This is a genomic window from Streptomyces sp. NPDC033178, assembly GCF_055577685.1.
Map to the genome: position 1 here is coordinate 188,584 of NZ_JBVIPT010000001.1, position 25,565 is coordinate 214,148.

Below are 25,565 nucleotides of genomic sequence, written 5' to 3' on the forward strand. Positions count from 1 at the left end.
TCCCGCCCCCACCCCGTACAGAAGGTCCGCCCCGCCATGCCCAACTCCGCAGTTTTCGTACCCCACTTCCACTGGGACCGGGAGTGGTACGAGCCGTTCCAGGTCTTCCGGCACCGGCTGGTGACCGCCCTCGACACCGTGCTGGAGACGGCCGAGGCCAACCCCGATTTCCGGTTCACCGTCGACGGGCAGATGGCCGCGATCGAGGACTACCTGGAGATGCGGCCGGAGAACCGCGACCGGGTCGTGGCCCTGGTGACCGAGGGGCGGATCGCCATCGGGCCCTGGCTCATCCTGCTCGACGAGTTCCTCTGCTCCGGCGAGACCATCGTCCGCAACCTGCAGATGGGGTGGGCGGCCGCGGCGGACCTCGGCGGCGCGATGCCCATCGGCTATCTGCCGGACATGTTCGGCCACGTCGCGCAGATGCCGCAGATCCTCGCGCGCGCCGGCATCGAGCACGCGGCACTGTGGCGCGGTGTACCGGGCTCTGTCGACGGTCACGCCTTCCGCTGGCGCGCGCCCGACGGCTCCGAGGTGCGTACCGAGTTCCTCTTCGACGGCTACGACAACGGCCTCGACGTCCTGCTGGTGCCCGACCGGATCGGCCGTGCGCTGGGCGAGTACGCGGAGATGACAGCCGAGCGGTGGGGCGGCGATCCGGTACTGGCGATGGCCGGTACCGATCACAACGCGCCCGACCCGCACCTCGCGGCCTGGCTGCGGCAGGCGTCCGGCGAAGGACGGCCCATCACCATCGCGACCCTCGACGAGTACCTGCGCAAGCACGTGCGCGACGAGGTGTCAGCCGTCGTCACCGGGGAGTTGCGCAGCCATGTGCGCGGCAACATCCTCCCGGGCGTGCTCTCCGTACGGCTCGGGCTCAAGCAGCGGATGGCGGTCGCCGAGCGCACGATCGACCACGCCGAGCGCATGAACGCGCTGTGGTCCCGGCGCGACGACTCACCGTTCCTCTCCCTCGCCTGGCACAAGATCATCGAGTCGACGGCGCACGACTCGGTCGTCGGCTCCGGCACCGACGAGACCTGCGACCAGGTCGCCGCACGCCTCGCGGAGGCCGCGCAGACCGCCCGCGCCGTACGGGACGCGGCACTCGCCGAACCGGCGGCCCTGGTGCCGAGCGACGCCCACCTGGTCGCCAACCCGCTGCCGTTCGGGCGTACGGCGCTGGTCGAGGTGGATGTCGCCGCCCCGCCCGCGGGAACGGGGCTGACCTCGATCGCCACCGACGGCTCGGTACACCCTGTCCAGCTGATCGCCGAGGCACCGACGGTACTCAGCGACGAACGCATGGACGCCTCCCAACTCGAACGCGTGCTGCGCCGTATCCACCGCCGTGAACTGTTCGGCCGTCTCATCGACCGCTACGAACTCACCCCCTGCCAGCTCGTCTTCCACCTCGCGGAGGTCCCCACCAGCGGGCCCTTCGACCTGCTGATCCTGCGCAGGGAGGTCGCCGCCGCGGCCGCCGCGCATCCGGGTGAGTGGCGGGTGCTGACGGTGGAGGAAGCCCGGGCCACCGCACTCGTTCCCGTGCAGGTTCCCGCCTCGGGCCTGACCGCCTTCCGGGTCGAGCCGCGTGAGGGCGCCGCCACCGCGCCGGCCTCGTACGAGCCCGCGACGGCGACGGACCGCACGCTCTCCAACGGCCTGGTCGAGGTCACGGTCGCCGCCGACGGCACGCTGGACATCACCGGCTCCGATGGGACCGTACTGAACGGCGTCGGCCGTCTCGTCGACGGTGGTGACCGCGGCGACAGCTACAACTACGCTCCCCCGGCGCAGGACATCCTGATCTCGGACCCGACGGAGATCCGCGTCGACCTTCTCGAGGACGGCCCGCTGCGGTCACGGCTGCGGGTAACCCGCGTCTACGCGTGGCCCGCCGCGCTCTCCTCCGACCGCGATCTGCGCGACGAACGGATCGTGCCGACACCGGTGGAGACACTCGTGGAGGTACGTGCCGGTGAACCGTTCGTACGGGTCTCGACCTCGTTCCTCAACCAGTCCGCGGACCACCGGCTGCGCTTCCACGTGCCGCTGCCCGAGCCGGTTGCCACGTCCTCGTCCGCCGGACAGTTCGCCGTCACCGAACGCGGTCTCACCGCCGAGGGCGGCTGGGGCGAATACCCGCTGCCCACCTTCCCGGCCAGTACGTTCGTGTCGGCGGGCCCCGCCACGGTCCTGCTCGACCACTCCAGCGAGTACGAACTCGTGGGCGACGGCACCGAACTCGCCGTCACCCTGCTGCGCGCCATCGGCTCGATCAGCGTCAACATCCACCCCCTCCGCGACGAACCCGCGGCGGGCGAGATTCCCACGCCGGGTGCGCAGGACCTCGGCATGGGCATCGAGAACCGCTTTGCCGTCATCCCCTCCGCACATGGCTGGCACGGGGCGAACGCGGTCGCTCTCGCCGAGGAGTTCCGCAACGACGTGCTCGTCACGCGCGGGACCGCGCCCGCCGGAGGCCAACTGCCGCCCGACACAGCCGGGTTGCGGGTCGACGGCGAGAACGTCCTCGTGTCCGGCATCCGCCGGATCACCGACGACGAGTTCGGGGCCGGCATCGAGCTGCGGCTGGCCGCGATGAGCGACAGCGCGTCCACGATCCGTGTGACGGGCATGTTCTCCGAGGCCACCACCGTGGACCTGCTCGGCCGGCCCCTCTCTCGTACCCAGGCGGCGAACGAACTCGAACTCGCCCTCGGTGCCTGGGAGATCCGCACAGTCGTACTCCGGTAGAGCCCCGTCGTATCAGCGTCGTACGTGACACACAGAAAGAGTTGTGACCTCTTGCCCAGCGAGCTCTCCCCCCATGTTTCCGACATCGCGCCAGGCCGTGGCGCACTGCGCCCGGCGCGCTCGTGGCTGCACTCCGACGCACCCTCGCGTTCACTGAACGGGTCCTGGCGGTTCCGGCTGTCCCCCACGGCGTCGGTGACGGAGGACTTCGCGGCCGACGGCTTCGTCGACGACGGCTGGGACAGCATCCCCGTGCCCTCCCACTGGGTGCTGGAGGGTGACGGAGCCTACGGCCGGCCCATCTACACGAACATCCAGTTCCCCTTCCCGATCGACCCGCCCCACGTCCCGGACGAGAACCCGACCGGCGACTACCGCCGCCACTTCGACGTCCCCGCCGACTGGTCGGACGCCGAACGCGTGGTGCTGCGCTTCGACGGTGTCGAGTCGCTGTTCCGCGTGTGGGTCAACGGCGTCGAGATCGGCAGTGCGAGCGGTAGCCGGCTCGCCCACGAATTCGACGTGACCTCCGCGGTGCACACGGGCGACAACGTCGTCGCCGTACGGGTCCACCAGTGGTCGGCGGCCAGCTACGTCGAGGACCAGGACCAGTGGTGGCTGCCGGGCATCTTCCGCGACGTCACCCTCATCGCCCGGCCCGCCGAAGGCATCGAGGACGTCTGGCTGCGGACCGGCTTCGACCACGGGCACGGAAGGCTCGAAGCGGAGATCACCGCCGACGCGGCCGCGTTCCCGGTCACCCTGCGCATCCCCGAACTCGGTGTCGAGCACGTCTGGGCCACGCCTTCCGACGTGGCGCCCGTCGACATCACCGGCGTGGAGCCCTGGTCGGCCGAGCGGCCCCGCCTGTACGACACCACCGTGTCCACGGCCACGGAGAGCATCGCGCTGCGGGTGGGTTTCCGTACGGTCGAGATCCGCGGCGACCGGTTCCTGGTCAACGGCAGCCGCGTCGTCTTCCACGGGGTGAACCGTCACGAGACGCATCCCGAGCGTGGCCGCGTCTTCGACGAGGAGCACGCCCGCGAGGACCTGGCCCGCATGAAGCGGTTCAACATCAACGCCATCCGCACCAGCCACTACCCGCCGCATCCCCGGCTGCTCGACCTGGCAGACGAACTCGGCTTCTGGGTGGTCCTCGAATGCGACCTGGAGACACACGGCTTCGACAAGGTCGACTGGGTCGGCAACCCGAGTGACGACCCCGCGTGGCGCGAGGCGTATCTGGACCGCATCCGGCGCACCGTCGAACGGGACAAGAACCATCCCAGCATCGTGATCTGGTCGCTCGGCAACGAATCGGGGACAGGCGGCAACCTGGCCGCCATGTCGTCGTGGGTCCACGCCCGCGACACCGGCCGCCCCGTGCACTACGAGGGCGACCACACCGGCGAGTACACCGACATCTACTCGCGCATGTACGCGTCGGTGCCGGAGACCGAGCAGATCGGATCCGACGGCGCACGCTCGGCACTGCTGAACTGCACTCCCGCGCAGAGCGCCCGGCAGCGCACCAAGCCGTTCCTGCTGTGCGAGTACGCGCACGCGATGGGCAACGGGCCGGGCGCGTTCGACCAGTACGAGGCACTCGTGCGCCAGTACCCGCGGCTGCACGGCGGCTTCGTATGGGAGTGGCGCGATCACGGCATCCTCGCCACGGCCCCGGACGGGACGCCCTACTACGCCTACGGCGGCGACTTCGGAGAGGTCGTGCACGACGGCAACTTCGTGATGGACGGAATGCTGTTGAGCAACGACGTCCCCACCCCCAGCCTCCACGAGTACAAGGCGGTCGTGCGGCCGGTCGAGTTCGCGTTCGACGGCGAGAAGGTCGCGGTCACGAACCTGCGGCATTCGGCCGACACGTCCGACCTGCATTTTGGCTGGCGCGTCGAGCACGACGGACTCCCCGTCGCCTCGGGGGACCTGGAGATCCCCGTGGTCGCCGCGGGCGAGTCGCAATGGGCGTCGCTGCCCCAGGTCGCCGTCGCTCCCGACGCCGAGACGTGGCTCACGATCGACGCGACGCTGGCAGCGTCAACTCCTTGGGCCTCTCAAGGACATGTGATCGCCACGGCCCAACTGGACTGCTCGACACGGCGTCCCGTGCCCGCGGTCCGGCCACAGGCCGACTGGCGACCGGGCGACGGAACCCTGTCGCTCGGAATCGCCGAGTTCACCGGCGGATCCCTCGTGCGTCTCGCCGGCCGCGACGTGGCCGGGCCGCGGCTGGAGCTGTTCCGCGCGCCGACCGACAACGACGAAAGCCCGTCCGACGGGGTCGAGGAGAGCGACGACAGCATCGCCGAGGTGTCCAACGCCGACCTGTGGCGTCGTGACGGCCTCGACCGGCTGACCACACGTCGCGTCTCCGTGGAGCACACCGCGGACGCCCTGCGCACCCTCGACAAGGTCGCCGCGGCGAACTCCGCGCTGTGCGTGATGGTGGAGTCCGTCTGGTCGATCGAAGACGGCGAGCTGGAACTGCGTGTGGAGATCGAGCCCTCGCGTGGCTGGCAGACAGTGTGGCCCCGGATCGGGGTCCGCTTCGAACTGCCCGACGGCACAGCTCCCGTCGACGGAGCTCAGTGGTTCGGTCTGGGCCCGCTGGAGACCTACCCCGACAGTCTCCGCGCGGGCCGCACCGGCCGCTTCTCCGCCACGGTCCACGACCTCTCGGTCGACTACGCACGCCCCCAGGAGACCGGGCACCGCTCCGAACTGCGCCGACTGACACTGACGACCGGCTCCACCGAGGTGCTGCGCATCGAGGCGCTTCCCGACACCCGGGGGCGTCGCCCCGGCTTCACCCTCAGCCGCCACACCCCCCAGCAGATCGCCCGAGCCGGACATCCCTTCGAGCTCGGCGGCTCGACGACGAGCCACCTGATCGTCGACGCGGCCCAGCACGGTCTCGGCTCCCGGACGTGCGGACCTGATGTCTGGCCCGAGTTCGCGCTTCGGCCCGAGTCGCGCACGATCAGGCTGCGTATCTCGGAGGGATAGGAATCCGGAATCCGGGCGCGGCGCCTGAGGCGTCGCGCCCGACCGCGGTGTTCAGGTGCGGGCGAGGAAGCCGAGGAGCGCCTCGGTGGTTTCCTTCGGATGGGTCAGCAGACCCGCGTGAGCGGCACCGGATACCGCCACGAACTCTCCCCGGGGAAGCACCTCAACCGCGGCTTTTCCGGACCGCGGCGGGAAGTACAGGTCGTGCTCGAACGCCGCGACCAGTACCGGCTGGTGGATGTCCGCGAGGGCGGACATGCGGTGCCCGTCCCGCACCCACCGGCCGGCGGCGGCCCACTGTCCGGTCGCTCCCTCGGCCGATGCCCACACCGACTCCTGGGCGTCGAGCAACTCCAGCCAGGTGCGCACCTGTTCCTCGTCGTCGCGCAGTACCTCCGGTGGCAGTGAGGTCAGCAGGGTCTGCAGTTTCGTGAACGCCGCAGGCACACGACCGGTGGCCGAGGCCAGTTCGGCCCCCGCCTGCAGGAAGGCGTCCAGCGCCGCCGTCAGCGGCCCGGCACCGGCCAGGAGCACCGCCGCGCGCACCAGATCCGGGCGGGCACGGGCCAGAAGTTCGGTGGTGAAGCTGCCGAGCGAGTAGCCGATGACCGTGACAGCGGTCAGTTGCAGTGCGTCCAGCAGGCCGGCCAGGTCCGCTGCAAGGGCCTCAACCGTGTACGGGGCGGGCGGCGCGTCGGAAGGTGCCACACCGCGCGCGGCATAGGTCACCACCTCGAAGCCCGCGTCGACCAACGCGCCGCGCAGACCGCACAGCTCCCATGCGACCGGCGGCATGCCGGTACCCCCTACGAGGGCCACCGGCCGCCCGGCCCCACAACGCTCGTACGCGATCCGCACCCCACCGCCGACCGACACCGACTCCATGACCGCCCCCACCTCGATGACCTGACTGGACGTCAGATACTCATCGTGCCACGACGTCAGCGACGAGGCGGTGGTCACCGAATCAGATGTCGATCGGGGTCAGCCCGGGGTAGGCGGCCAGGCCGCTGTCGAGGCTTCGGCGGAGGCGCGACTCGTTGAACATGTGCCGGATGTATCGGCTGTTCGGTGACAAGGCGCCTTGCTCGGGCAGCGCACCGGCCCGCAGGATGGCTTCGGCCTCTGCGGGGTCGTGGGCCACCAACACGTCATCCGTGTTGACCGCGAACTCCATTGGCAGAAGCGGGAGCACGTGCGTACGGGCAGCTGCCTAGGCGCAGCCCGGCGGTTCGTCGTCGGTCGGTACGAACTGCATCGTGGGCATCCCGGCGGCGTCGAAGTAGGCAGTATGCGGGTCGATCAGAGTCATGTAGCCGGCGATCCGCTGGCTGTTCTGCGAGGGCGGCTCTCCCTTGACCTGCTCGGGCCCGGGGAACACGGAGTCGAGAACCCACCAACGGCCGCCGAACTTCACCCACTTGATCCCGCAGTGCGTAGAGATGTCGTACGGATACGGATGTTGCTGCTTGGGCTTGGCCGGCCCCTCCTGCCACTTGTCCTTCACGACAGTGCGGGCGGGCAGAGTAGGGCCGGTGTACCCCTCGTCGTCCGGGTTGTCGGACGAGGACGAGCAGCCGAAGAGCAACAGCCCGGCACTCAGGAGCACGACGACGGCTTGGCGCGTTACCTTCATGCACTTCAGACGCTGCGGGGACATGTTCCGTTCGATCCGTGCCGTCGACGGAAAGGTCTGAGGCAGACGCATTGCCGTCCACCGGGTCGCGACAGAAGCAGGTCCCGCCGAAGGGGGTCAGGTTCATCGCCGCCGTGCGCGCTTTCGCAGCCCGTGCAGGGGCCCGTGTCCCTATGCTCCCGACGTGAGCCGGATCAGCAGGATGCCGGGCGTGCGCGGAAGCGACACCCGCACTCCGGCCCCGTCACCGTCACCGTCCCAGACCGCCGAACCGGCTGTCTGAGCAGACGGGTGCAGGATCTCCGCACGAACCTCCCGGCCCGCCAAGTGCCTCACAGGCACATGGAGTTCACTCTCCCCGCCTCGACGCCAGACCGACACGTACGACGTACTGTCGCCAGGTACCCGCATCCCCAGGGCCAGCCATTCGTCCGTCCAGCCCGGAAGGCCGAGCGGCCAGAAGGGCACGGCCTCCGCGAGATCCTCCCGGATCGACTTGTACAGGGACACGGAATCCCGTACGAGTCCGAGCTGGTGCTCCGACATCCGGTTCAGGTGGCCCGAGAGATGGATGCGCCCGAGCAGCGCCCCGCCGAGGGTGAAGGTGATCAGGTCGTCGTCGAACTCGGGCTGCGGGTAGGCCCAGACGGCGCCCTGCTCGGGCGGGACCGCTGTCGGCGCGGCGGCGGCGATCGGCGGGAAGCGCAGCGGGTCCTGCTGGTCGCTGGTGGACTGGAGCTGGGTGACGGCCAGCGTTGCCCCGTCCATCCGCATCCCGCCCGAGGCGCAGTTCTCGATCACCAGACCCGGGTGCCGGTCCAGCACCTCGGACAGCCAGGCCAGGTACGCCTCGGCGTGGCCGAGCAGTCCGGCTCCCGGCGCGATGTCCCCGGGGGCGCAGGTCCCCGGGTCGACCACGATGTTGTAGTCCAGTTTGAGGTAGCCCACCCCCCAGTCGGCGACGAGCCGGTCGACTGTCTTGTCCAGGTGCGCACGGGCGGCCGGGTGTCGCAGATCGAGCTGGTGGCGGCCCTGCTCGGTGATGCGCAGGCCGTCGCGCTGGAAGAAGGCGTCCGGTGGCAGTGAGTCCGCGACGGGACTGCGCACGCCCACGACCTCCGGCTCCAGCCACAGCCCGGGCACCATGCCGCGTTCCCGGATCCGGTCGAGGACCACCTGGATTCCACCGTCGGGAAAGCGGCGCAGTGAGGGCAGCCACTCGCCGACGCTGTCCCACCAGCCCTCGGTGCCGTCGTCGTACCAGCCCGAGTCGATGCAGAAGTACTCCGACCCGGCCTCGGCGGCGGCGTCGATCAGCGGCAACAGCTTCTCTGTCGTGGGATCACCCATCAGCGTGTTCATGTAGTCGTTGAAGACGACCGGCAGCGTGGTGTGGTCCGGGTGCGGGCGGCGTACGGCACGGCGGTACGAGGTCAGGGCGCCGAAGGCGTCGTCCAGCCCGGAACCGAGGGCCAGGACGCCAGGCACGGTGGTGAATTCGGAGCCCGGCGCCAGTCGGACCCGCCACTGGTGCTCCGCGTCCATGGGCCCGTTCAGCGCCAGATACGTACCGTGGTCGCGCTCACCCAGGTCCCAGCGCCAGCCCGCCGGGGATTCGACCTGCCACAGCCAGGCCCGGTCGCCCCCACGTTCGGTGAGGGCGCCCATCGCAAGGTGTCCGTCGGTGGGCCAGCTGCCGCGTCCGGCCAGGGTCAGCGCTGCCCGGCTGTCGTGCTGGTGGACGTCGACATGGATGTCGGTGACGGTCTCCCGCAGCGGCTCGGTGTGCCAGCGGCACTCCGCCAGCCAGTCGTTGCGGGCGCGGTGGACGTCGAGGCTGTCGGGGGAAGGAATGCCGCCCAGCAGCAGACTGCTGACCGACTGGACGACGAGGGGTTCCCCGCCGTCGTTGCGGAGACGGACGCGGGAGCGGAGCACGGGCAGTCCGATGGGCGAGGACAGCTCGACAAAAGCGGTCAACCCGGTCCGGGCGTCGTGGAGTTCGACGGTCAGGTACGTCCAGCCGTCGCGTTCCTGGGCGGTGTGACCTCGGTACCGCAGACGGGCTCCGAAGGCCGTACCGGTGAAGCGCGGGCCGGACCAGCCGCTGCCGTGACCGAGGGCGGTGAGCTCCACAAGGTGGAGAGGGGCATCGGAGCCGGACTCGGACACCGGATCGCCGGGGCGTGCCAGCCGGACCAACCGCAGGACCCCGTCGGCGCCGGTGGCGAACTCCGCCTCCAGCGCTCGATGGCCCCAAGTGACCTTCTGGTGAGTGTCGTTGGGGGCCGTGCCCGCCGCGTCCGACGTAACGGTCAACGTCTTCCCCTCCCGCTGACCGCCGCTGACGGCGGTCTGAGTCTGCCGCGTGAATTCATGATTACGGTCTCTTGACGAGCTCCATGTGACCGGTCACAATCCTGGCATGAATGTGACCGGTCACACAAGGCGCTCGGTGAGTATCAGGGATGTCGCGACCGCGGCCGGGGTCTCGTACCAGACCGTCTCCCGGGTGATCAACGACCATCCCAGCGTCAAGCCGTCCACCCGGGAGCGGGTGCTCGCCGCCATCGACGAACTGGGGTTCAGGCGCAACTCCACCGCGCTCGCCCTCGCCAGCGGACGCAGCCGCGCCGTGACCGTGCTCACCTCCAACACCACGCACTACGGCTACGCCTCGGTCCTCCAGGGCATCGAGGAGGCGGCGCGAGCGGCCTCCTACACCGTGGGGATCGGCGTTCTCGAATCGGCCGACGGGGCCGACGAGGCCGGCGTCGCCGCCCAGGTTCAGCGGTCGGCCGACGCCGGCGGCGGGCTGATCGTGATCGCATACGATCCGGCCGGTGTACGGGCCCTGGGCGCTGTGCCCGCCGATCTGCCGGTCGTCGGCGTGGTGGAGACCCCCGCGAGCCCGCCCCGCGACGACCGTCCCTGGGTGTGGGCAGACGACCGCGAGGCCGCCTACAAGGCGACCCGCCATCTGCTCTCCCTCGGCCACGAGACCGTGCACTATGTCGCCATCCCGTCCAGCACCAGGCGCACCAGCGCCCGTACCAGCGGCTGGCAGCAGGCACTCAAGGAGGCCGGAGCGCCGCAACCCCGCACGCTGCAAGGGAGTTGGGGCCCGGCGGGCGGCCACGCGGCAGGCCTGAAACTCGCGGGGAACCCGGAGGTCACCGCCATTCTGTGCGGCAACGACGACCTCGCGCTCGGAGTCATCCGCGCCCTCCACGAGGCGGGCCGGGCGATCCCCGGCGACGTCAGCGTGGCCGGGTTCGACGACGCCCCGCACTCCGCCTATCTGACCCCGTCGCTGACGACCGTACGACTGGACTTCACCGGGCTCGGGCGGTCCGCGTTCGCCCTGCTGCACGGCGTGCTGGAGGAGTCCGCGCAGATCGCCCCGCACCCCGTCTCCGTACCGGAACTGGTGGTGCGGGAGAGCTCCGGGCCGCCGCCCGAACGGGGGTGAACCCGCGCCCGCTCCCCTCGCTTCGCTCCACCCGAACTGCCCGCTCGCACCTCCTCAGTTGGACCGCTTTCCGATCCGCCGACCTGAGCACGTTCGCGAAAGGCACACCATGAAGAGAAGAGCCCTGCCCGCGCTGGCTTTCATATGCGCCGCCGCTCTGTCCGCCACCGCCTGCAGCGACCCCACCGCCGGCGACTCCGGTTCCTCCTCCGACTCGGGCGGCAAGCAGACGAAGGTCGACCCGACCGCCCGCCTGGACGGCGTGAAGCTGACCATGTGGACCGCACAGAACACCGTCACCGCGCCCAAGCAGGTCATCGACGCCTTCGAGAAGGCCACCGGCGCCAAGGTCGAGGCACAGGCCATTCCCGACCTGTACGAGCAGAACGTGCCGACCAAGCTCGCCTCCGGCGACAAGCCGGACCTGATGTTCTGGCAGCCGTCCATCTCCACGCTGCCCTTCATCCAGCCGAAGCAGAACCTCCTGACTCTCGACGGGGAGGAGTGGGAGTCCAGGCTCGGCGACACCGAGAAGTCGCTCGGCATGATCGACGGCAAGCGGTATGCGGCGATCGTCACCAGCCCCTCCATGCTCGGCGTCTACTACAACAAGGACGTCTTCAAGAAGGCCGGGCTCACCGAGAAGGACTTCCCCAAGTCGTACGACGAGTTGCTGGCACTCGGCGGCACCGTCACGGACAAGACCGAGGCGGCCGGCTTCTACGAGGCAGGCGGCGACAAGTGGCCGCTGCAGTGGCAGACGCAGGTCCAGCTCACCGACCTCGACAAGCAGTGGTGGGCCGACCTCAACCAGAACAAGGAGAAGTGGACCGACCCGGTCGTCGTCGACGCGATCAAGAAGTACAAGGAGAAGCTGCTCGACGCCGGGCTCGCGCAGAAGAACTACAAGACCGGCACCTTCACCGGGCAGGCCGACTCCCTCTGGAAGGGCGAGTCCGGCATGGTCCTCAACGTCACCTCCTTCCAGAGCCAGTTGCAGGCCAAGTACTCCACGGCCGAGATCGACAAGAGGATCGGCTGGTTCCCGATCGCCAACTCCGCCGCGACCGGCATGTACTCCCCCGACCAGACCAACGGCGTGGTCGCGTTCAAGACCGGTGACGAGAAGCGGCAGAACGCCGCCCGCCAGTTCATGGCCTTCTGGCTCGGGCCGGACTACCCCGACTACATCGAGGCGATGAAGATCCCCTCCGTGCAGCCGTCCGTGCCGACCCCCGACGGCCTTCCCCAGGCGTCGAAGGACCAGGTCGCCGCGCTGCCCACGGCCATCGGTGTCTTCCAGGCCAAGGCGATCGTCGCGCCCGACACCCACCTGTACCTCGCCGACATGCTCTACGGGAAGAAGAGCCCGCAGCAGGTCGCGCAGGCGATCCAGGACCAGTTCGCGCAGGTGGCCAAGGCCCAGGGCGCGACCGGCTTCTAGACCCGACCGACCCGACGGGCAAGGATTTCCGATGGCGGACACGGCCATACGCACGCGTACGCAGAAACCGGCGCCCGCCAAGGGCCGGGGAAGGAAGGTGGGACGGCTGCCCCGCGCCGCCGTCCACCACCCCTGGTGGTTCGCGCTCCCCGCGATCGCCGTCTTCGCGGCCTTCTTCCTGGTGCCGAACCTGCTCAACTTCTACTACCCGTTCACCAATTGGTCCTCGTACCACCCGGACATCGCCTTCACCGGCCTCGACAACTTCAAGACCATCGCCGACGACGGCTCACTGCTGCGGGCGATCCGTACGACCCTGGTGTACGCCCTGCTGGCAGCGGTCTTCCAGAACGGCTTCGGGCTGGTGCTGGCGCTGCTGCTGGAGGAAGACTCCCGGTTCAACCGGTTCTTCCGCGCCGTCTTCTTCCTGCCGGTGCTCATCTCGGCGCTCGCCACCGGCTACGTCTTCCAGGCGCTGCTGAACCAGGACGGCGCCGTCAACGGACTCCTCGGCACCAACATCCCCTGGCTCGGCTCGACGACCTGGACACTGGTCCTGGTCACCGTCATCCACGGCTGGAAGTGGATGGGCCTGTCCATGCTGATCTACCTGGCCGGCCTCAAAGGCATCCCCAGCGAGATGCTGGAGGCCGCGAAGTGCGACGGCGCCGGGCCGTGGCGGACCTTCTGGTCGGTGCGCTGGCCGATGCTGGCGCCCGCGCTCACCTTCAACGTCACCACGGCGCTGATCGGTTCGATGAACACCTTCGACATCGTGCAGGCCACGACGGGCGGCGGGCCCGCGGCCTCCACCGAGGTCTTCAACATCTACATGTTCCGCATCTTCGGACAGGGCCTGTACGCCCAGGCCTCCGCAATGAGCCTCGTGCTCTTCCTGGTCGTGGTCGCCGTCGCGATCCCCCTCGTCATCGGACTGCGCCGAAGGGAGCAACTGCTGTGAGCACCACCGCGAATACCCCATCCGCCGCGCTTCCCGTATCCGCTGTGCGTCGCGCGTCCGGCGTGCACCCCGCCTGGCGTTACGGCCGTCCGGCGCTCGTCCTGCTGATCGCCGGGCTCGCCGTGGGCGTACCACTGTGGCTGGTCGCCGTCACCTCCGCCAAGCCGCAGGCCGAAGCGATCACACCCAACCTGGACCTGCCGCGGCAGTGGCAGCCGGGCAGCAACTACGAGGACGCCGTCAGCCAGGGCGAGATGCTGCGCGGCTTCCTCAACTCCCTGCTCGTCGTGGTGCCTTCGGTAGCCCTCGTCCTGATCCTCGGGGCGGGCGCCGCCTGGGTCTTCGCACGCCGCAAGTCGAGGCTGGTCTCGGCGGCGTACGCGCTCTGCATCAGCGGACTGCTGCTGCCGCCCGCCGTCATCACCATCGTCATGGAGCTACGGCAGCTCGGGCTCGCGGGCACCCGGCCCGGAATGATCGCCGTCTACACCGGGATGTATCTCTCCACGTCGATCTTCTTCATGACCGGCTTCATCCGGGCCATCCCCGTGGAACTGGAGGAGGCCGCGCGGATGGACGGCGCGACGCCGCTGCGGATCTTCCGGCAGATCATCCTGCCACTGCTCAGGCCGGTCATCGCCACCGCGACGATCATGGTGATGCTCTACGCCTGGAGCGACATCTTCTACGCCTTCTTCGTCCTCGGCGGCGGAGAGAAGGCGACCCTGCCGCTGAACCTCTACAAGGTCGCCAGCGCCCAGCTCTACCTCAACAACTGGCATCTCGTCTTCGCCTACGTCGTGGTGATGAGCCTGCCCATGGTCGCCATCTTCCTGGTGGCCCAGCGAAAGATCGTGTCCGGAATCACCAGTGGAGCCGTCAAATGACTGGAGGTCCAACAGCGTGAGCACCCCCACCCGTACGGGATCCCGCACCGGGTCCCGTACCAGAACCGCCCTTGTCACAGCCGTACTTGGAGTCACCGCCATGGCAGGCACCCTCCCCGCGGCGGGGACCGCGACCGCCGCCGCCGACCCGCAGCGGATCACCGTCGACCTCGACGCGTCCGAAGGGCCGGTGATGCACGGCGCCAACGGCACCCTGTACGGGCTCAGCGACGACGGCGTGCCCAGCGACGCCATGCTGGCGCCCTTGAAGATCACCAGCGTCTCGCAGAAGCCGGAGGGCGGCGCCCAGCACCCCAACGGCGACGCCCTCACCGTCTCCAAGTCGTTCTTCCGCAACGGCGGCGGCGAGATCCTGGTGATGATGCAGGACATCTACTCCAAGTGGCCGTACGAGGACCTCGGCATCGCCGACTACCTCCCCAAGGTCGACAAGATCGTGACGGAGGTGTCGGCCGACCCGAACAGCGACCGCTTCGTCTACATCCCCTTCAACGAGCCCGACCAGATCTGGTACAACCTCGGCACCTCCAACCAGGCACAGTACGAGGTCAACCGGGACCGGTTCTTCAAGGACTGGAAGACGGTGTACCAGCGCATCCGCGCGATCGACCCCGACGCCAGGATCGCCGGCCCGAACGAATCCGGCTATCACACACGCCTGTTGACCGACTTCCTCACCTTCGCCAAACGGGAGAACGTCCTTCCCCACATCATGACCTGGCACGAGCTGGACTCCAGCTCGCTGCGCAACTTCCAGGGGAACTACGACAGTTACCGCGCGATCGAGAAGAACCTCGGCGTCGCGCCACTGAAGATCAACATCGACGAGTACGCCAACCGCCGTGACCTGTCCGTGCCGGGCCAACTCGCCCAGTGGGTCTCGATGTTCGAGCGCAACAAGGTGTACGCCAACCAGGCCTATTGGGACGCGGCCGGCAACCTCGACGGCAACGTGGTGCGTTCGAACATCCCCAACGGCGGCTGGTGGTTCTTCCGTTGGTACGCCGGGCTGACCGGCGACACCGTCAAGGTGACCCCGCCGCAGGCCAACACAATCGACACCCTGCAGGGTCTGGCCTCGTACGACAAGAAGCGGCGCCAGGCGCAGGTCCTGCTCGGCGGCTCGGCCGGTGACTCCGACGTCGTCGTCCAGAACGTCTCCCGGTCCGTCTTCGGCCGCACGGTGACCGCGACCGTCTCCGAGTCCGCCTGGTCCGGCTACGAGGGCCAGCACGCGGCGCCGCGTGTCCTCACCCGTACAAAGGTCAAAGTAGCGGCCGACGGTTCGGTGACCGTCCCGCTGCGCGGCATGCACAAGATGTCCGCGTACCGGATCGCTCTCACCCCCGGCGGCTCGGGCACCCCGTCCACCGCCTCCGTCCCGTGGGCCGCCTCGTACGAGGCCGAGGACGCGGCGATCACCGGGGGCCAGGTCTACACCCAGGGCACGGTCAGCAACGCCAACGGCTACGCGGCCTCCGGGACGAAGGACGTCGGCTCGCTCAACACCGCTTCCAGCAAGGTCGACTTCACGGTGACCGTGCCCAAGGCCGGCACGTACGACCTGGCGATCCTGTACGGCAACCAGTCCGGGACACCCGCCACGCAGAAGCTCTCGATCGACGGCAAGGACCCGGTCACGATCTCCTATCCCTCCACCGAGAACTGGACCTACCGCGCCAAGAAGGACGTCACCGTCGAACTCCCGGCCGGCCAACATGTGCTGACACTGGCCAAGGGCGACGCCGAGGTCACCCTGGACCGCATCGACCTGACCGCCCGCACCGCCGCTGCGCCGTCCGCGTCGTACGAGGCCACGCTGGCGGACATCAGCGGCAAGCCGTCCTACGACTACTCCTCGTCGGCCGGGGTCGGCACGGGCGCCCTGGTCCTGCGCTCCGGTGACAAGGCGGTCTTCGACGCCTACGCACCGCGCGACGGCTACTACTCGGTGGTGTCGCGCGCCTCCGCGGCGGTGAAGCTGGAGCTGCACGGTGAGAAGGTGACGGCGGTACCCGGCCGGGCCCTGCGGCTGTACCTCGTGGCGGGCAACAACCGCATCGCGATGACGACCAAGGCCGCCGCCGTCCGCTCCCTCGACGTCTCGGGCGCCGGCTCGACCTCAGGCACCCTCTCCTACGAGGGCGCCTCGGCCACCCTCGCGGGCGGCGCCAAGCTCGTCGACTCCACCCACGCCTCCGCCGGTTCCTACATCGGCTGGCTCGGCAACAGCGCCTCCAGCACGGCCGAGTTCACGGTGGACGCGGCCAAGTCCGGCCGCTACATGCTGGTCGTCCACTACGCGCACAACGACCGGCGCGACAACGGCCACTCCTACAACACCGACATCATGTCCCGTACGGCGGACATCACGGTGGGCACCGCCGCTCCCCAGAAGGTCACCTTCAAGAACACCTGGAGCTGGGACGACTACTGGACGCTGGGCGTCCCCGTCGACCTGAAGAAGGGCTCCAACAAGGTCACGTTCGGGAACGCCGGCGCGTGGGCTCCCAACATCGACCGGATCGAACTGGGCCGAGTCATCGGCTAGTCGACCAACTCCACCCTGACGACACACGCGTTGGTCCCTAGCGGTGGAAGCGCACGGAGCAAGCAGGCCATGCTGGGCCGGATCCCGACGGAGATCCGGCCCAGCGACACGACCCGAGCCGCGCGCAGGGCGGTTCACTGCGGCGGGAGTCGGCGGGGACAGTGCCCGAGAACGAAGTGAGCGGGGGTGAGCGTAAGCCAGAACCACATGGCTGCTTCCGTGTTGACGAAGGCCAGAGGAATCAAGAGGCCGAAGACCAGAACGCTGGACCCGAGTTGGGTCGGAATGGCCGTCGCGGTGGACGACTCGATCCGCGCCGCTCAGAGGTCGTCCACGTCGACCAGCCCGTCCTGGATGGCGCGGGCGACCAGGCTTGCCTTGGTTCGCGCGGGTCGGCCGACGTTCGCGTACTTGATGCGCACCCGGTCCAGATACGAGTTGACCGTTCGTACGGAGATACCGAGACGCTGCGCGACCAACTCCTTCGACTCCGACTGGAACCACTCGATGAGCGCGTTCTCCTCGCCCGCCGAGAGCTGGGGGCGGTCGGCGCGGGCGTTCGTTCCCAGCGCGCCGGCCAGCGCGGGCGGCATGTAGGGCCGCTCATCTGCTGCTGCCAATGTCGCCTCGACCAAGTGATCCTGGCCCTCGCTCTTGGTCAGAAAGGTCGCGGCTCCCAGGTCCAGGCAGGTGAGCGCCGTCTTCTCGTCATCCCGCATCGAGTAGACGACCACCTGCCGCCCGGAATCGACAAGTCTTCGGAGGCTGCTGAGGGCGGGAGCGCCTTCGCCCAGTTGCAGATCCAGGAGGACGACATCGGCCGTGCTGCCCGGCGCGGTCCAGGCTTCCCGTACGGAACCGCCGGCCGCGACCACGGTGATGGGCCGCGGCGATGCGGCGTACCACATCTCCACGCCCGCGAGGATGGCGGGATGATCGTCAACGACGACCACGCTGACTGGTGCGCTGTTACTCATGCCCGGTCAACTTCTGAGGCCGCCGATTTGCTCCAACTGGCCTCCACCCACACACTTCCGCCGCGCGTGGTTCTCGCCACGGACACCTTCGCGTCCGTGACACGGCCATGCGACGGGGCGGCCTCTCCCCTGTTGCGGCCGTCGGCGCAGTCCACGCCGACCACGCTCACGCGGACCGTGCGGGGTGTCCATACGACGGTCACCCGCGCGGTCGAGCGGGTATGGCCCAGAATCACCGTCACCGGGTCGATCAGCTTCCTGCGTACCTCCAGAGGCACCTCACCCCGCTGGCCTCTTACGGCCAGGCTCACCGTCACCCCTTGGCGCTCGGCCACCTCGACGCACGCCCGCAACTCGTTCAGCAGCGGGTCCAGGACGGCATCGCTCTCCGCGAACAGGCGGCGCATACGGGCGGCTTCCACGCCGCACCGCAGCCTGACCTGCTCGTCGTGCGGGCTCAGCACACCGTGGCCAAGGCCCGCGAGCAGCGGCACTGTCGTGGCCGCCAGGGCGCGGTAGCGGTCCTTGTGATCACGCTGCATGTCTTCGTGGATGCGTTCCCGGGTACGCAGTTCCTCTTCCTGTGCGGCCGCGGTCCCTGCTGCCGGCGCCGTGCCGTGGAGCAGGTGCGTCAGTAGTACACCGACGGAGAGCTGGAAGCCGCAGATGGATATCGCGGAGATCCCCATGGTGGCCGACTCCGCGGCGGTTGGCACCCCCGAGAGGAACACAGCGGTCGCGTTGAGCCCGATATGCGCCCCGAGGAACGCCGCGAACGCCCCGACCCGCAGGTCTGCCAGCAGAAACAGCGCATGCCAGCCGACCAGTCCGAACGCCCAGTCCTCCGCCCCTGTCAACCGCTCCGGCGGGAGTGTGAACGCACCTGTCGCCGAAACGGCCAGCACCGCGCCCAGGCTCCACCCGCGCACCTGCGACGGGATCTGCCTGCCACGGAGCAGAAAGGCGGCGCCGGTCGCCGCGACGGCGGCGAGGCAGACGAAGGCCGCTGTCTGTGCCCACGCAGGGCGGTACACGCCCTGGTAGGCCGTGAGCGGGTGCAGCGAGAGGGTGAACTGCGACAGCAGGCTGATCAGCAGCGCGGCCAGTTGGGCCCCGTGCAGCAGCTGTCTGCGGATGAGGCGGACGACGGCCGTGTGTGCCCGGGCGCGGGGCGGGGACGGTACGCCCGCAGCCTGCGCTCTGTCCCCTGGCTGTAATGCCCGGGCTCGGCCGTGCCAGCGCCACTGCACGCGGGTCCCGGTGCCCGGATGTGAGGTGACCGTGGCGGAGCCTCCGACCGCGTGCATCCTGCCGATGATGGAACCACTGATGCCCCGGCGCCGTGCGGAGACGGACTGCGGGTCGAAGCCCCGTCCCGCGTCGGACAGTTCGACAACGGCGCCGTCGCCCTCCGTCCATGCCCTGAGCTCCGCCTCCCGCACCCCGGCATGGCGTGCCACATTGGTGACGGCCTCCCGGACCCCGTTGAATATCGCAAGCCCAGGGCCGGACGGGACCGCGAGCGGGCCGTCGATGTGCGTCTTGAGCCGCACCCTGGCCTGTCCCTCACCTTCGGGCACGCAGCCGAGAAGTGCCGCGAGGTCGACGCTCCCCGTCTCGAATCCGGGCACGGCGGACAGTGCCTCCAGATCCTGTCTGGCACGTGGAGGCAGCCACGACCAGTCCAGCCCGTCGCCCTGGGAGACCATCAGCAGCGTCGCGCTCGCCGTGTCGTGCAGGGTCGCCAGGTACTCGCGCTCGGCTGCTCTGCGTGCGGCGGCGACATCGGCCTTCCGGCGCGACGCCGCCCTGAGCGCGGCCGATCGGTCCGCGGCCCTGGCCCGGGCCCGGACGATGAGGTAAGCGCCCCTCGACAGGCCCGCCAGGAAAAACAGGCGCACCAGAGGGACCAACTCCGGGCTGTGCCCTGGCGAGGAGAGGATGTCGCCGAGCGCACAGGCGACGGCCCCCAGCGCGGCCAGGGCAGCCCCGGGCAGAGGGCGCGTCGCCCACTCGTGCTGGAAAGTGATGACGCTGATGCTGACAATCGCCTCCACCATCACATCCGCGCCATCGCCGCCGAGCACCGGCTGAGACAGCCCCGTCAGCACCACCACGGCCGCGTCCAACGTCCACAGCAGGGCGAACGGGAGCGGGCGGCGCAGCGCGTAGAGGCGCACACCGCAGGCGAGGAGAGCGGGCACCAGCAGAGACATCGCCAGGGGAATGTCCGCCGCATCCGCCGAGACGACGCCCAGCGCACTGCACAGACAGACCACGGTGGACCGGAGCCACACCCCGTACCGCTCAAGGGCCAGGATCACCAGGCGCTCACTGGACCTGGGGCCGTCCATCAGCTCAGCGGCTCTTTCCCCGTTCCCCTCGTATCCCCCGTACCGCATAGAGACAAGGGTAGTTGACTCGCGATCAAGGTAGAACGCCCCTTCCCGTCCGGCCTCGGTGCGATGAAGCGGTCTCGTCCGCTGCCTTGCGCGTACTCCGGTGTGTGCGGTGGCCGTTCCTTGTGGGGCGAACGACCGGCACACTCGGCGATCGGGCCGGGCTACTGTGCCCGTCGTACGGGGCTGACACCGGCCTTTGCCGCCGCGCATCCAGGCGGGTGCGAGTGCGCGCCTGACGCACGGGCAGTTCGCTTCCTCCCCTCACGAGAGGTACAACCATGTCCATTCGTCTCGGCAAGCGGTTCAGATCCCTTCTGGCGACCGGCGCCCTTACCGCCGGCCTCCTCGGCGGCGCCGTGGCCGTCGCTCCTTCGGCGGCAGCGTGGCCCTACGTCGGGGAATGCTCGTCCAGCCACAAGATCACTTACAACACGACCTCCTCGCAGATGATCAAGATCCCAGACGTGTGGTACAAGGGGTACTACAACGTGCGCTGCTGGATGGACTACGGCAGCGCTGGGGTCGGCGTCGAGGCTCTTCAGCTCGCCCTCAAGTCGTGCTACGGGCAACCCATCGCCGTCGACGGCGAATTCGGCCCGGCCACACGAGACGCCCTCAAATACGCCCAGAGCCAAGAGGGAATAACCGTTGACGGGCTGTACGGCGAGCAGGCCTTCGAGAACCTGCAGTGGGCGCGGTACAGGCAGGACGGGACGCGCAACGGCTGCGCCAGCCGCAGCTTCTAGCTACTTCCCCCTGAAGAAGTCGTTGGGGGCGGATCCTCTGAAGTGACGGTCGGGATCAGACAGTGAGGCTCGATGGCGAGCCCGAGGGGAAGACACCATCCGTGCATGACTACGACGACCCCGCCTGGGGGCCGCTTCCCGGCCGTCCGGCCGCACTGCGCTGGCTGATGCTTCTCCCCCTGACTCTGGTGTTCCTGCCGCTGTGGTGGGTGGTGTGGGTCTTCCTCGCCGTCTGCTTCTACTGCGTAGCGACAGTGGCCGAACTGATTGTCTACATGGTGCCGCGTGCCGAGAACGGTGCGATACGGGTGCTGGACGCCACTCTGGGCCGGGTGCCGTTCGTCCCGCTCTGGTGCGTGGCCCCGGTGGCGCTGGTGCGGGAGGGCGACACGGCGTACTACCAGGCGCGCGTGGAGCGGCGCATCGAGAAGCAGACCCGGCGAGTGGAGACCTCCCGGTACCGTCGCGAGTACCACCGCGACCTGGAACTCGGAGCACACTACTTCCGGGGCGCCGGCGCCGGTTACGTCCTGCGCGTCGCCTCGGAGCGGGGCTGGAACCTCCATCCGGTGCTGCGCTCGCACCCCCGGCGTCGGCTCCGGCTGCGCCACAACGGTCGGCCACGGCCGGACTTCAGGAACTGACGGTCCCGGACGGTCTTGGTCAGGGGCGGCTGCCCCTGACCAAAGAACAACGGCGAACCCACCGGCGCACTCCGGGCCACTCACGCAATTGCCGCCAGGCGCGGGCAGGTGGAGCCTCAATCCGTCTGCTGGCGCCGCGAATTGACGAGGCGGCAGCGTGTGTACCGCTTTCAAGGAGACGACACTGAGAAGAAGCGCCCTGCGGTGGCCGGTACTGATCATCGCGTTCTTGCTGGGCCTGCCCTCGTTGACCGGCTGCGCCATTGACAAGGGCACGGCACTCGCCGCGGATTTCGAAGAGAACTGGGCGGGTACGCCGGACGTGGCGAATATCCGCACCACCAAAAACAACACTCTGCCCTTCAAAGGAACGTCGACCGGCACGCTGGTCCTCAAGGACGGCACTTCGTCCGACCGCGTGACCGAACTGGTGGGCGAGATGAGGAAGTACGTCGCCCGTCACGACAAGATCACCGGTCGGATCGCGGCGGATGGCATCACCTTCACCGTTGTCGCGGACGAGGGGCGCACCGGAGAGGTCCTGGCGCTGTGGCGGTCACTGACGGCCGACGACCGGGTTGCGGACGCCGACATCAATGACGCGCCCTGGAAAGAAGCAACCGACCGCTGGCGGATCGAGGTCACCGCGGTCGATGCCATCGGCGCGTTGGCGGTGTTCAAGGACATGTACGCCGAGGGCGACCGGCACCGGCCACTCTCTGGGGTGATTGTCCTAACGGTCAAAGGAGGGCTCTTTGTGGAGACCGACTTCAACGACCGTTTCCCCGCCGAGGCGATCGCCGCGTACGAGGCGGTGCTCGCTCAGTACCCACTCGTCAGCGCGACTCTGCGGCGCGATGCCGTGTCTGGATCGGCGGTGAGCATCGTCGTGGCGGAGGGCGTGGATCGGGACCGTGCCGACGAACTCGCCAGGAGGGCGGCGCCGAACCTCGGTGCCGCCGTCAAGGTCACCAGCGACAGCGCCGACTGATCGCCGGCTGGACCAACCAGCACGGCCGTGCCTTGTACTACAGCCGCAGATCCTCCCTGCAGCGATCGGAGCTGATCGTTTCGCGCTCCTGCGCCCGCCCGGCACCACGGCGCGAGGGCCGGGTCGCGCTCGGTCACCGGCTTGGCGACCGGCGCCCGGCGCCCGGCCGGTTGTGACCGACGGATCAAGATCTGCGGCTGGAGGGCATGTTCCCTTCAGCGGTGGATCGGTTGGACGGCTGTAGTTCAGCGATCCGAGGAAGCGATCGAGTCGGCCAAGTCCGCCTGCCGTCTGCCGTCTGCCGTCTGCCGTCTGCCGACAACGAGGTGCGCTCCTGTCACGGCTGGTACCGGCACATCACCCGGGCCCAGCCGGCCGCCGCGTTCCTTGCCGTCCAGAACACGGCGGCCCCTGCGCGAGCAGGGCCCCCTCACCTCGGAGCACTTGCGTCAGGAAGCGGCACAGCCCGCCGACCACGCAGGGGGACGAGGCCGACGCCCACCGGCTCCGTCCCGCCCCTGCGTTTCACCGCCTACGAGATCCGCCGCCTCGTCATCGTCCTGCAGCCCCGGCTCCAGCCACCCACCCCGACCGGATCCGGCACGGCCTGCACTGGTCCAGCGGGCGACGCTGTCACAAGGCCCGCGCCCGCGCCCACCATCGAGCCCGCCGCTGTCCCGCACGGCCCACCGCCCTGGGCTACAGCCATCCAACCGATCTACGGCTCAAGGGCTTGTGGGGCAAACGACCGGCACACTCAGCGACCGGGCCCGGCTAACGTGCTCTTCGTACGGGGCTGACACCGACCTCAGCGGGCGCGCACGACCTCACTTTCGCTTTTCTCGCTCATGTGCCCGGGCAGTCGGCATGGGCAGGGCCGTCCCAGATGAGATCCGAGGCGAGCGACTCTGCGGTGCCCCTGACCCTCACAGGTGACCAGCGGTCCACATGACTTCACGCTGCATCAGACGCACCGCAGTCCCGTCCTGTAGGAACTCGGGCAATCCGCCCGAAAATCGGAAGGTGGAGCAGAATTGATCAACATCCGAAGCGGGCGCGCCAAGTCGGCTACGGCCACGGGAGCCCTGCTGGCCGGCCTCCTCGGCGGCGTTCTCGCCGGCGCGCCGTCCGCGACCGCGGCCGCGGCCGCGGCTGACTCCCCTTGTAGCTACGGGGGTTATGTCTACAACAAAGTCACAAACCCCACGTCCTACAAGTACGTCCCCTACGTCACCGGCGATTGGTCCGATTGCTGGCTGGACCGAGGGATGAGCAACACAGCAGTCCGCGCCCTGCAGAAGAACCTGAATTCCTGCTACGGATACAAGCTCGCAACGGATGGGGTCTTCGGAGCCCTCACCGAGTCGGCGCTCATCTCCGTTCAGAGGAAGGTGGGTGTCGCGGCGGACGGTGATTACGGCCCCAATACGCGGGATGCGATGGTGTGGGCGAACTACAGCGTGGAAACCGGGGCGCGGATCAGCTGTAACTGACGAACAGTTGCTCCACCGCCCGGTCCCCGGTATGGACGTTCGAGACCGTTCGGTCCGCGTACCTGGCCAGGGGATGGAGACCTGATCTCCATTTTTTTCCCGCGCGAACCGCCGGGATGTCGGCGACAAGTCGCGGGAACTTCGGCGTAACGAGAGGTGCGTTCGCCGCATCAATGGCGACCGCACCTCTTTCGGTTCAGCCTGATCCCTTTTACAGCCCAACTCAAACCTTTTATGCGCAGAACCGATTCAGTCGATTGTGCAGTCCTGAATCTTTGTCACATCACCACAAACCGGGGGACGGAATGCAGCACACGGGGCGTAACAAGAGGATTGCGACCGCGGCGGCGCTGGGCGCACTGACGGTGCTTCTCGCCACTGGATGCTCCTTCAGCATTGGCGACGCGGAGAAGAAGAATGAGGCGACGGCCAGCGAGAGCGCAGCCGCCGTCGAGGAGCAGCCGACGGCCGAGGAGCAGCCGGTCGGTGACGATCCCGCCGAGCCCGAGAACACGGGCGTCAGCGAGGGCGGGGCCGTCCACAAGGCCCGAGTCGCGCAGACGATCTCCGACAAGCTCGCCGCGGACACCGGCAAGCGTCCCGACAGGGTCACCTGCCCTGAGCACCTCGCGGCTCGGGTCGGCGCCACGATCCGCTGCGAGCTCACGGCCGGCAGCGACACCCTCGGTGTCACCGTCACCGCCACCTCGGTCAACGGCAAACAGGTCAACTACAACTTCAAGGTCGACGACAGCGTCGAGTGAACACAGGGACCGGGCGGTCAGGGGTGGGTGCCACTGGCGCCGCACCCGCCCAAGCACGAAGGAGCATGTCGGGTGAGCAACGTACTGACCATGAGAGCCTCCTGGGAAAGAGTCCACGACGGCGCTCCCGCGCCGGTCAAGGACTGGGTCGACTTCTCCGACGGATCGGGACCGGCCCGGGTGGTCGCGTACGTGGAGCGCGAGCTGCCACCGGGCGGCATACCCGCATACCTCGCGGCCCGCAGCAGCGGCGCTCGCTCCTTCGTCCTGTGGGCCGACGAGCACCGCCGGGAACGGGTGGCCACCCTGGTGACCCTTTCAGCCACCGGCGGCGTCGCGACGTTTCAGGCGCTCGGAGCGCACGGCGAGTCCATCGGCACGCTCGTGCGCGAGAAGGCGCTCCGTGGCAGGGGCCTGCGCACCCGCTGGACCGTGACTCAGCCCGGCGGCCCTGAGGCAGTGGGCTTCAAGGGCCGGATCTTCTGGTGGTGCATGTGGTGGCTGTCGTTGCCCATGCAGCTACTGATCCTCGTGTTCAGCGTTCTCGACAGTGTCCCCAACAATGAGGGTGGTGTCGCGCGCGGCCCCCGGCGCATCAAGTGGCGCGCGGGTGGGCAGGTCCCGCTGGAGTTCAGATCCCGCGGCAGCAAGCTGCATCTGCACGCGCCGGGATTGGACTGGCGGCTTGGGGCCACCCTGGTCGTCCTGCTGCGCACCTTCGGCGCCGGCTCGTGGGACGCCAGGAAGAAGTGACCGGTCGGTCGCGCCGCCGGCCCCGTCCCA

Annotated in this window: 19 protein-coding genes; 13 read left to right on the plus strand and 6 right to left on the minus strand. The window is 68.9% G+C overall.

From position 1 onward, the window contains the following. Positions 1-36: 36 nt before the first annotated feature. Positions 37-2,766: a glycoside hydrolase family 38 N-terminal domain-containing protein gene (locus ACZ5VQ_RS00935; RefSeq protein WP_469103040.1), complete on the plus strand. Its 2,730-nt coding sequence runs from the start codon at positions 37-39 to the stop codon at positions 2,764-2,766. Positions 2,767-2,817: 51 nt separating this feature from the next. Then, the gene (locus ACZ5VQ_RS00940) at positions 2,818-5,793 is read left to right on the plus strand and encodes a glycoside hydrolase family 2 TIM barrel-domain containing protein (RefSeq protein ID WP_469103041.1); all 2,976 of its coding nucleotides are present in this window, start codon (positions 2,818-2,820) and stop codon (positions 5,791-5,793) included. 51 nt (positions 5,794-5,844) lie between these two features. Here ACZ5VQ_RS00940 and ACZ5VQ_RS00945 read toward each other — a convergent pair whose 3' ends face one another. From ACZ5VQ_RS00945 to ACZ5VQ_RS00960, 4 genes are all read right to left on the minus strand, one after another. After that, the gene (locus ACZ5VQ_RS00945; RefSeq protein ID WP_469103042.1) at positions 5,845-6,756 is read right to left on the minus strand and encodes an alpha/beta fold hydrolase; all 912 of its coding nucleotides are present in this window, start codon (positions 6,754-6,756) and stop codon (positions 5,845-5,847) included. A 4-nt stretch (positions 6,757-6,760) separates the two neighbouring features. Further along, positions 6,761-6,970: a hypothetical protein gene (locus tag ACZ5VQ_RS00950; protein WP_469103043.1), complete on the minus strand. Its 210-nt coding sequence runs from the start codon at positions 6,968-6,970 to the stop codon at positions 6,761-6,763. 36 nt (positions 6,971-7,006) lie between these two features. After that, complete coding sequence (locus ACZ5VQ_RS00955; protein ID WP_469103044.1) at positions 7,007-7,429, minus strand: hypothetical protein; 423 nt, start codon at positions 7,427-7,429, stop codon at positions 7,007-7,009. Between the two features lie 171 nt (positions 7,430-7,600). After that, a complete protein-coding gene (locus tag ACZ5VQ_RS00960) occupies positions 7,601-9,748 on the minus strand; it encodes a glycoside hydrolase family 36 protein (protein ID WP_469103045.1) in 2,148 nt (715 codons plus the stop codon). A gap of 106 nt (positions 9,749-9,854) precedes the next feature. Here ACZ5VQ_RS00960 and ACZ5VQ_RS00965 point away from each other — a divergent pair, with 106 nt between their 5' ends. The 5 genes from ACZ5VQ_RS00965 to ACZ5VQ_RS00985 all read left to right on the plus strand — a co-directional run bounded on the left by ACZ5VQ_RS00965 (position 9,855) and on the right by ACZ5VQ_RS00985 (position 16,765). Further along, positions 9,855-10,901: a LacI family DNA-binding transcriptional regulator gene (locus tag ACZ5VQ_RS00965; protein ID WP_469103046.1), complete on the plus strand. Its 1,047-nt coding sequence runs from the start codon at positions 9,855-9,857 to the stop codon at positions 10,899-10,901. Positions 10,902-11,010: 109 nt separating this feature from the next. Beyond that, complete coding sequence (locus ACZ5VQ_RS00970; RefSeq protein WP_469103047.1) at positions 11,011-12,345, plus strand: ABC transporter substrate-binding protein; 1,335 nt, start codon at positions 11,011-11,013, stop codon at positions 12,343-12,345. A 31-nt stretch (positions 12,346-12,376) separates the two neighbouring features. Continuing rightward, positions 12,377-13,306, plus strand: a complete 930-nt coding sequence (locus ACZ5VQ_RS00975) for a carbohydrate ABC transporter permease (protein WP_469103048.1) — start codon at positions 12,377-12,379, stop codon at positions 13,304-13,306. A 62-nt stretch (positions 13,307-13,368) separates the two neighbouring features. Beyond that, positions 13,369-14,193, plus strand: a complete 825-nt coding sequence (locus ACZ5VQ_RS00980) for a carbohydrate ABC transporter permease (protein WP_469103551.1) — start codon at positions 13,369-13,371, stop codon at positions 14,191-14,193. Between the two features lie 100 nt (positions 14,194-14,293). After that, a complete protein-coding gene (locus tag ACZ5VQ_RS00985; RefSeq protein WP_469103049.1) occupies positions 14,294-16,765 on the plus strand; it encodes a CBM35 domain-containing protein in 2,472 nt (823 codons plus the stop codon). A gap of 320 nt (positions 16,766-17,085) precedes the next feature. Here ACZ5VQ_RS00985 and ACZ5VQ_RS00990 read toward each other — a convergent pair whose 3' ends face one another. Beyond that, positions 17,086-17,742 carry a response regulator gene (locus tag ACZ5VQ_RS00990; protein ID WP_362070096.1) on the minus strand — a complete coding sequence of 219 codons (657 nt, stop codon included), beginning with the start codon at positions 17,740-17,742 and terminating at the stop codon, positions 17,086-17,088. Further along, a complete protein-coding gene (locus ACZ5VQ_RS00995; RefSeq protein ID WP_469103050.1) occupies positions 17,739-20,144 on the minus strand; it encodes a sensor histidine kinase in 2,406 nt (801 codons plus the stop codon). Before ACZ5VQ_RS00995 ends, ACZ5VQ_RS00990 begins: the two co-directional genes overlap by 4 nt. 278 nt (positions 20,145-20,422) lie before the next feature. Between ACZ5VQ_RS00995 and ACZ5VQ_RS01000 the strand changes: the two genes are divergently transcribed. The 6 genes from ACZ5VQ_RS01000 (at position 20,423) to ACZ5VQ_RS01025 (ending at position 25,535) form a co-directional block, all read left to right on the plus strand. Then, positions 20,423-20,890, plus strand: a complete 468-nt coding sequence (locus ACZ5VQ_RS01000) for a peptidoglycan-binding domain-containing protein (protein WP_469103051.1) — start codon at positions 20,423-20,425, stop codon at positions 20,888-20,890. Positions 20,891-20,991: 101 nt separating this feature from the next. Beyond that, on the plus strand, positions 20,992-21,534 hold the full coding sequence (locus ACZ5VQ_RS01005; RefSeq protein ID WP_469103052.1) for a hypothetical protein: 543 nt from the start codon (positions 20,992-20,994) through the stop codon (positions 21,532-21,534). A 157-nt stretch (positions 21,535-21,691) separates the two neighbouring features. After that, positions 21,692-22,525 (plus strand): hypothetical protein, encoded by an 834-nt coding sequence (locus tag ACZ5VQ_RS01010; protein ID WP_469103053.1) that lies wholly within the window; start codon positions 21,692-21,694, stop codon positions 22,523-22,525. A 1,034-nt stretch (positions 22,526-23,559) separates the two neighbouring features. Beyond that, positions 23,560-24,018 (plus strand): peptidoglycan-binding domain-containing protein, encoded by a 459-nt coding sequence (locus ACZ5VQ_RS01015; protein ID WP_469103054.1) that lies wholly within the window; start codon positions 23,560-23,562, stop codon positions 24,016-24,018. 305 nt (positions 24,019-24,323) lie between these two features. Then, positions 24,324-24,782 carry a DUF4333 domain-containing protein gene (locus ACZ5VQ_RS01020; protein WP_469103055.1) on the plus strand — a complete coding sequence of 153 codons (459 nt, stop codon included), beginning with the start codon at positions 24,324-24,326 and terminating at the stop codon, positions 24,780-24,782. A gap of 72 nt (positions 24,783-24,854) precedes the next feature. After that, a complete protein-coding gene (locus tag ACZ5VQ_RS01025) occupies positions 24,855-25,535 on the plus strand; it encodes a hypothetical protein (RefSeq protein WP_469103056.1) in 681 nt (226 codons plus the stop codon). Positions 25,536-25,565: the final 30 nt, after the last annotated feature.

Bases quoted from the DNA above. Each gene is read 5' to 3' on its own strand.
- ACZ5VQ_RS00955 (WP_469103044.1), bottom strand. From the start codon at position 7,429: ATGAAGGTAACGCGCCAAGCCGTCGTCGTGCTCCTGAGTGCCGGGCTG.
- ACZ5VQ_RS00965 (WP_469103046.1), top strand. From the start codon at position 9,855: ATGAATGTGACCGGTCACACAAGGCGCTCGGTGAGTATCAGGGATGTC.
- ACZ5VQ_RS00970 (WP_469103047.1), top strand. From the start codon at position 11,011: ATGAAGAGAAGAGCCCTGCCCGCGCTGGCTTTCATATGCGCCGCCGCT.
- ACZ5VQ_RS00995 (WP_469103050.1), bottom strand. From the start codon at position 20,144: ATGCGGTACGGGGGATACGAGGGGAACGGGGAAAGAGCCGCTGAGCTG.
- ACZ5VQ_RS00985 (WP_469103049.1), top strand. From the start codon at position 14,294: ATGGCAGGCACCCTCCCCGCGGCGGGGACCGCGACCGCCGCCGCCGAC.
- ACZ5VQ_RS00975 (WP_469103048.1), top strand. From the start codon at position 12,377: ATGGCGGACACGGCCATACGCACGCGTACGCAGAAACCGGCGCCCGCC.
- ACZ5VQ_RS01000 (WP_469103051.1), top strand. From the start codon at position 20,423: ATGTCCATTCGTCTCGGCAAGCGGTTCAGATCCCTTCTGGCGACCGGC.
- ACZ5VQ_RS00950 (WP_469103043.1), bottom strand. From the start codon at position 6,970: ATGGAGTTCGCGGTCAACACGGATGACGTGTTGGTGGCCCACGACCCC.
- ACZ5VQ_RS01020 (WP_469103055.1), top strand. From the start codon at position 24,324: ATGCAGCACACGGGGCGTAACAAGAGGATTGCGACCGCGGCGGCGCTG.
- ACZ5VQ_RS00990 (WP_362070096.1), bottom strand. From the start codon at position 17,742: ATGAGTAACAGCGCACCAGTCAGCGTGGTCGTCGTTGACGATCATCCC.
- ACZ5VQ_RS00935 (WP_469103040.1), top strand. From the start codon at position 37: ATGCCCAACTCCGCAGTTTTCGTACCCCACTTCCACTGGGACCGGGAG.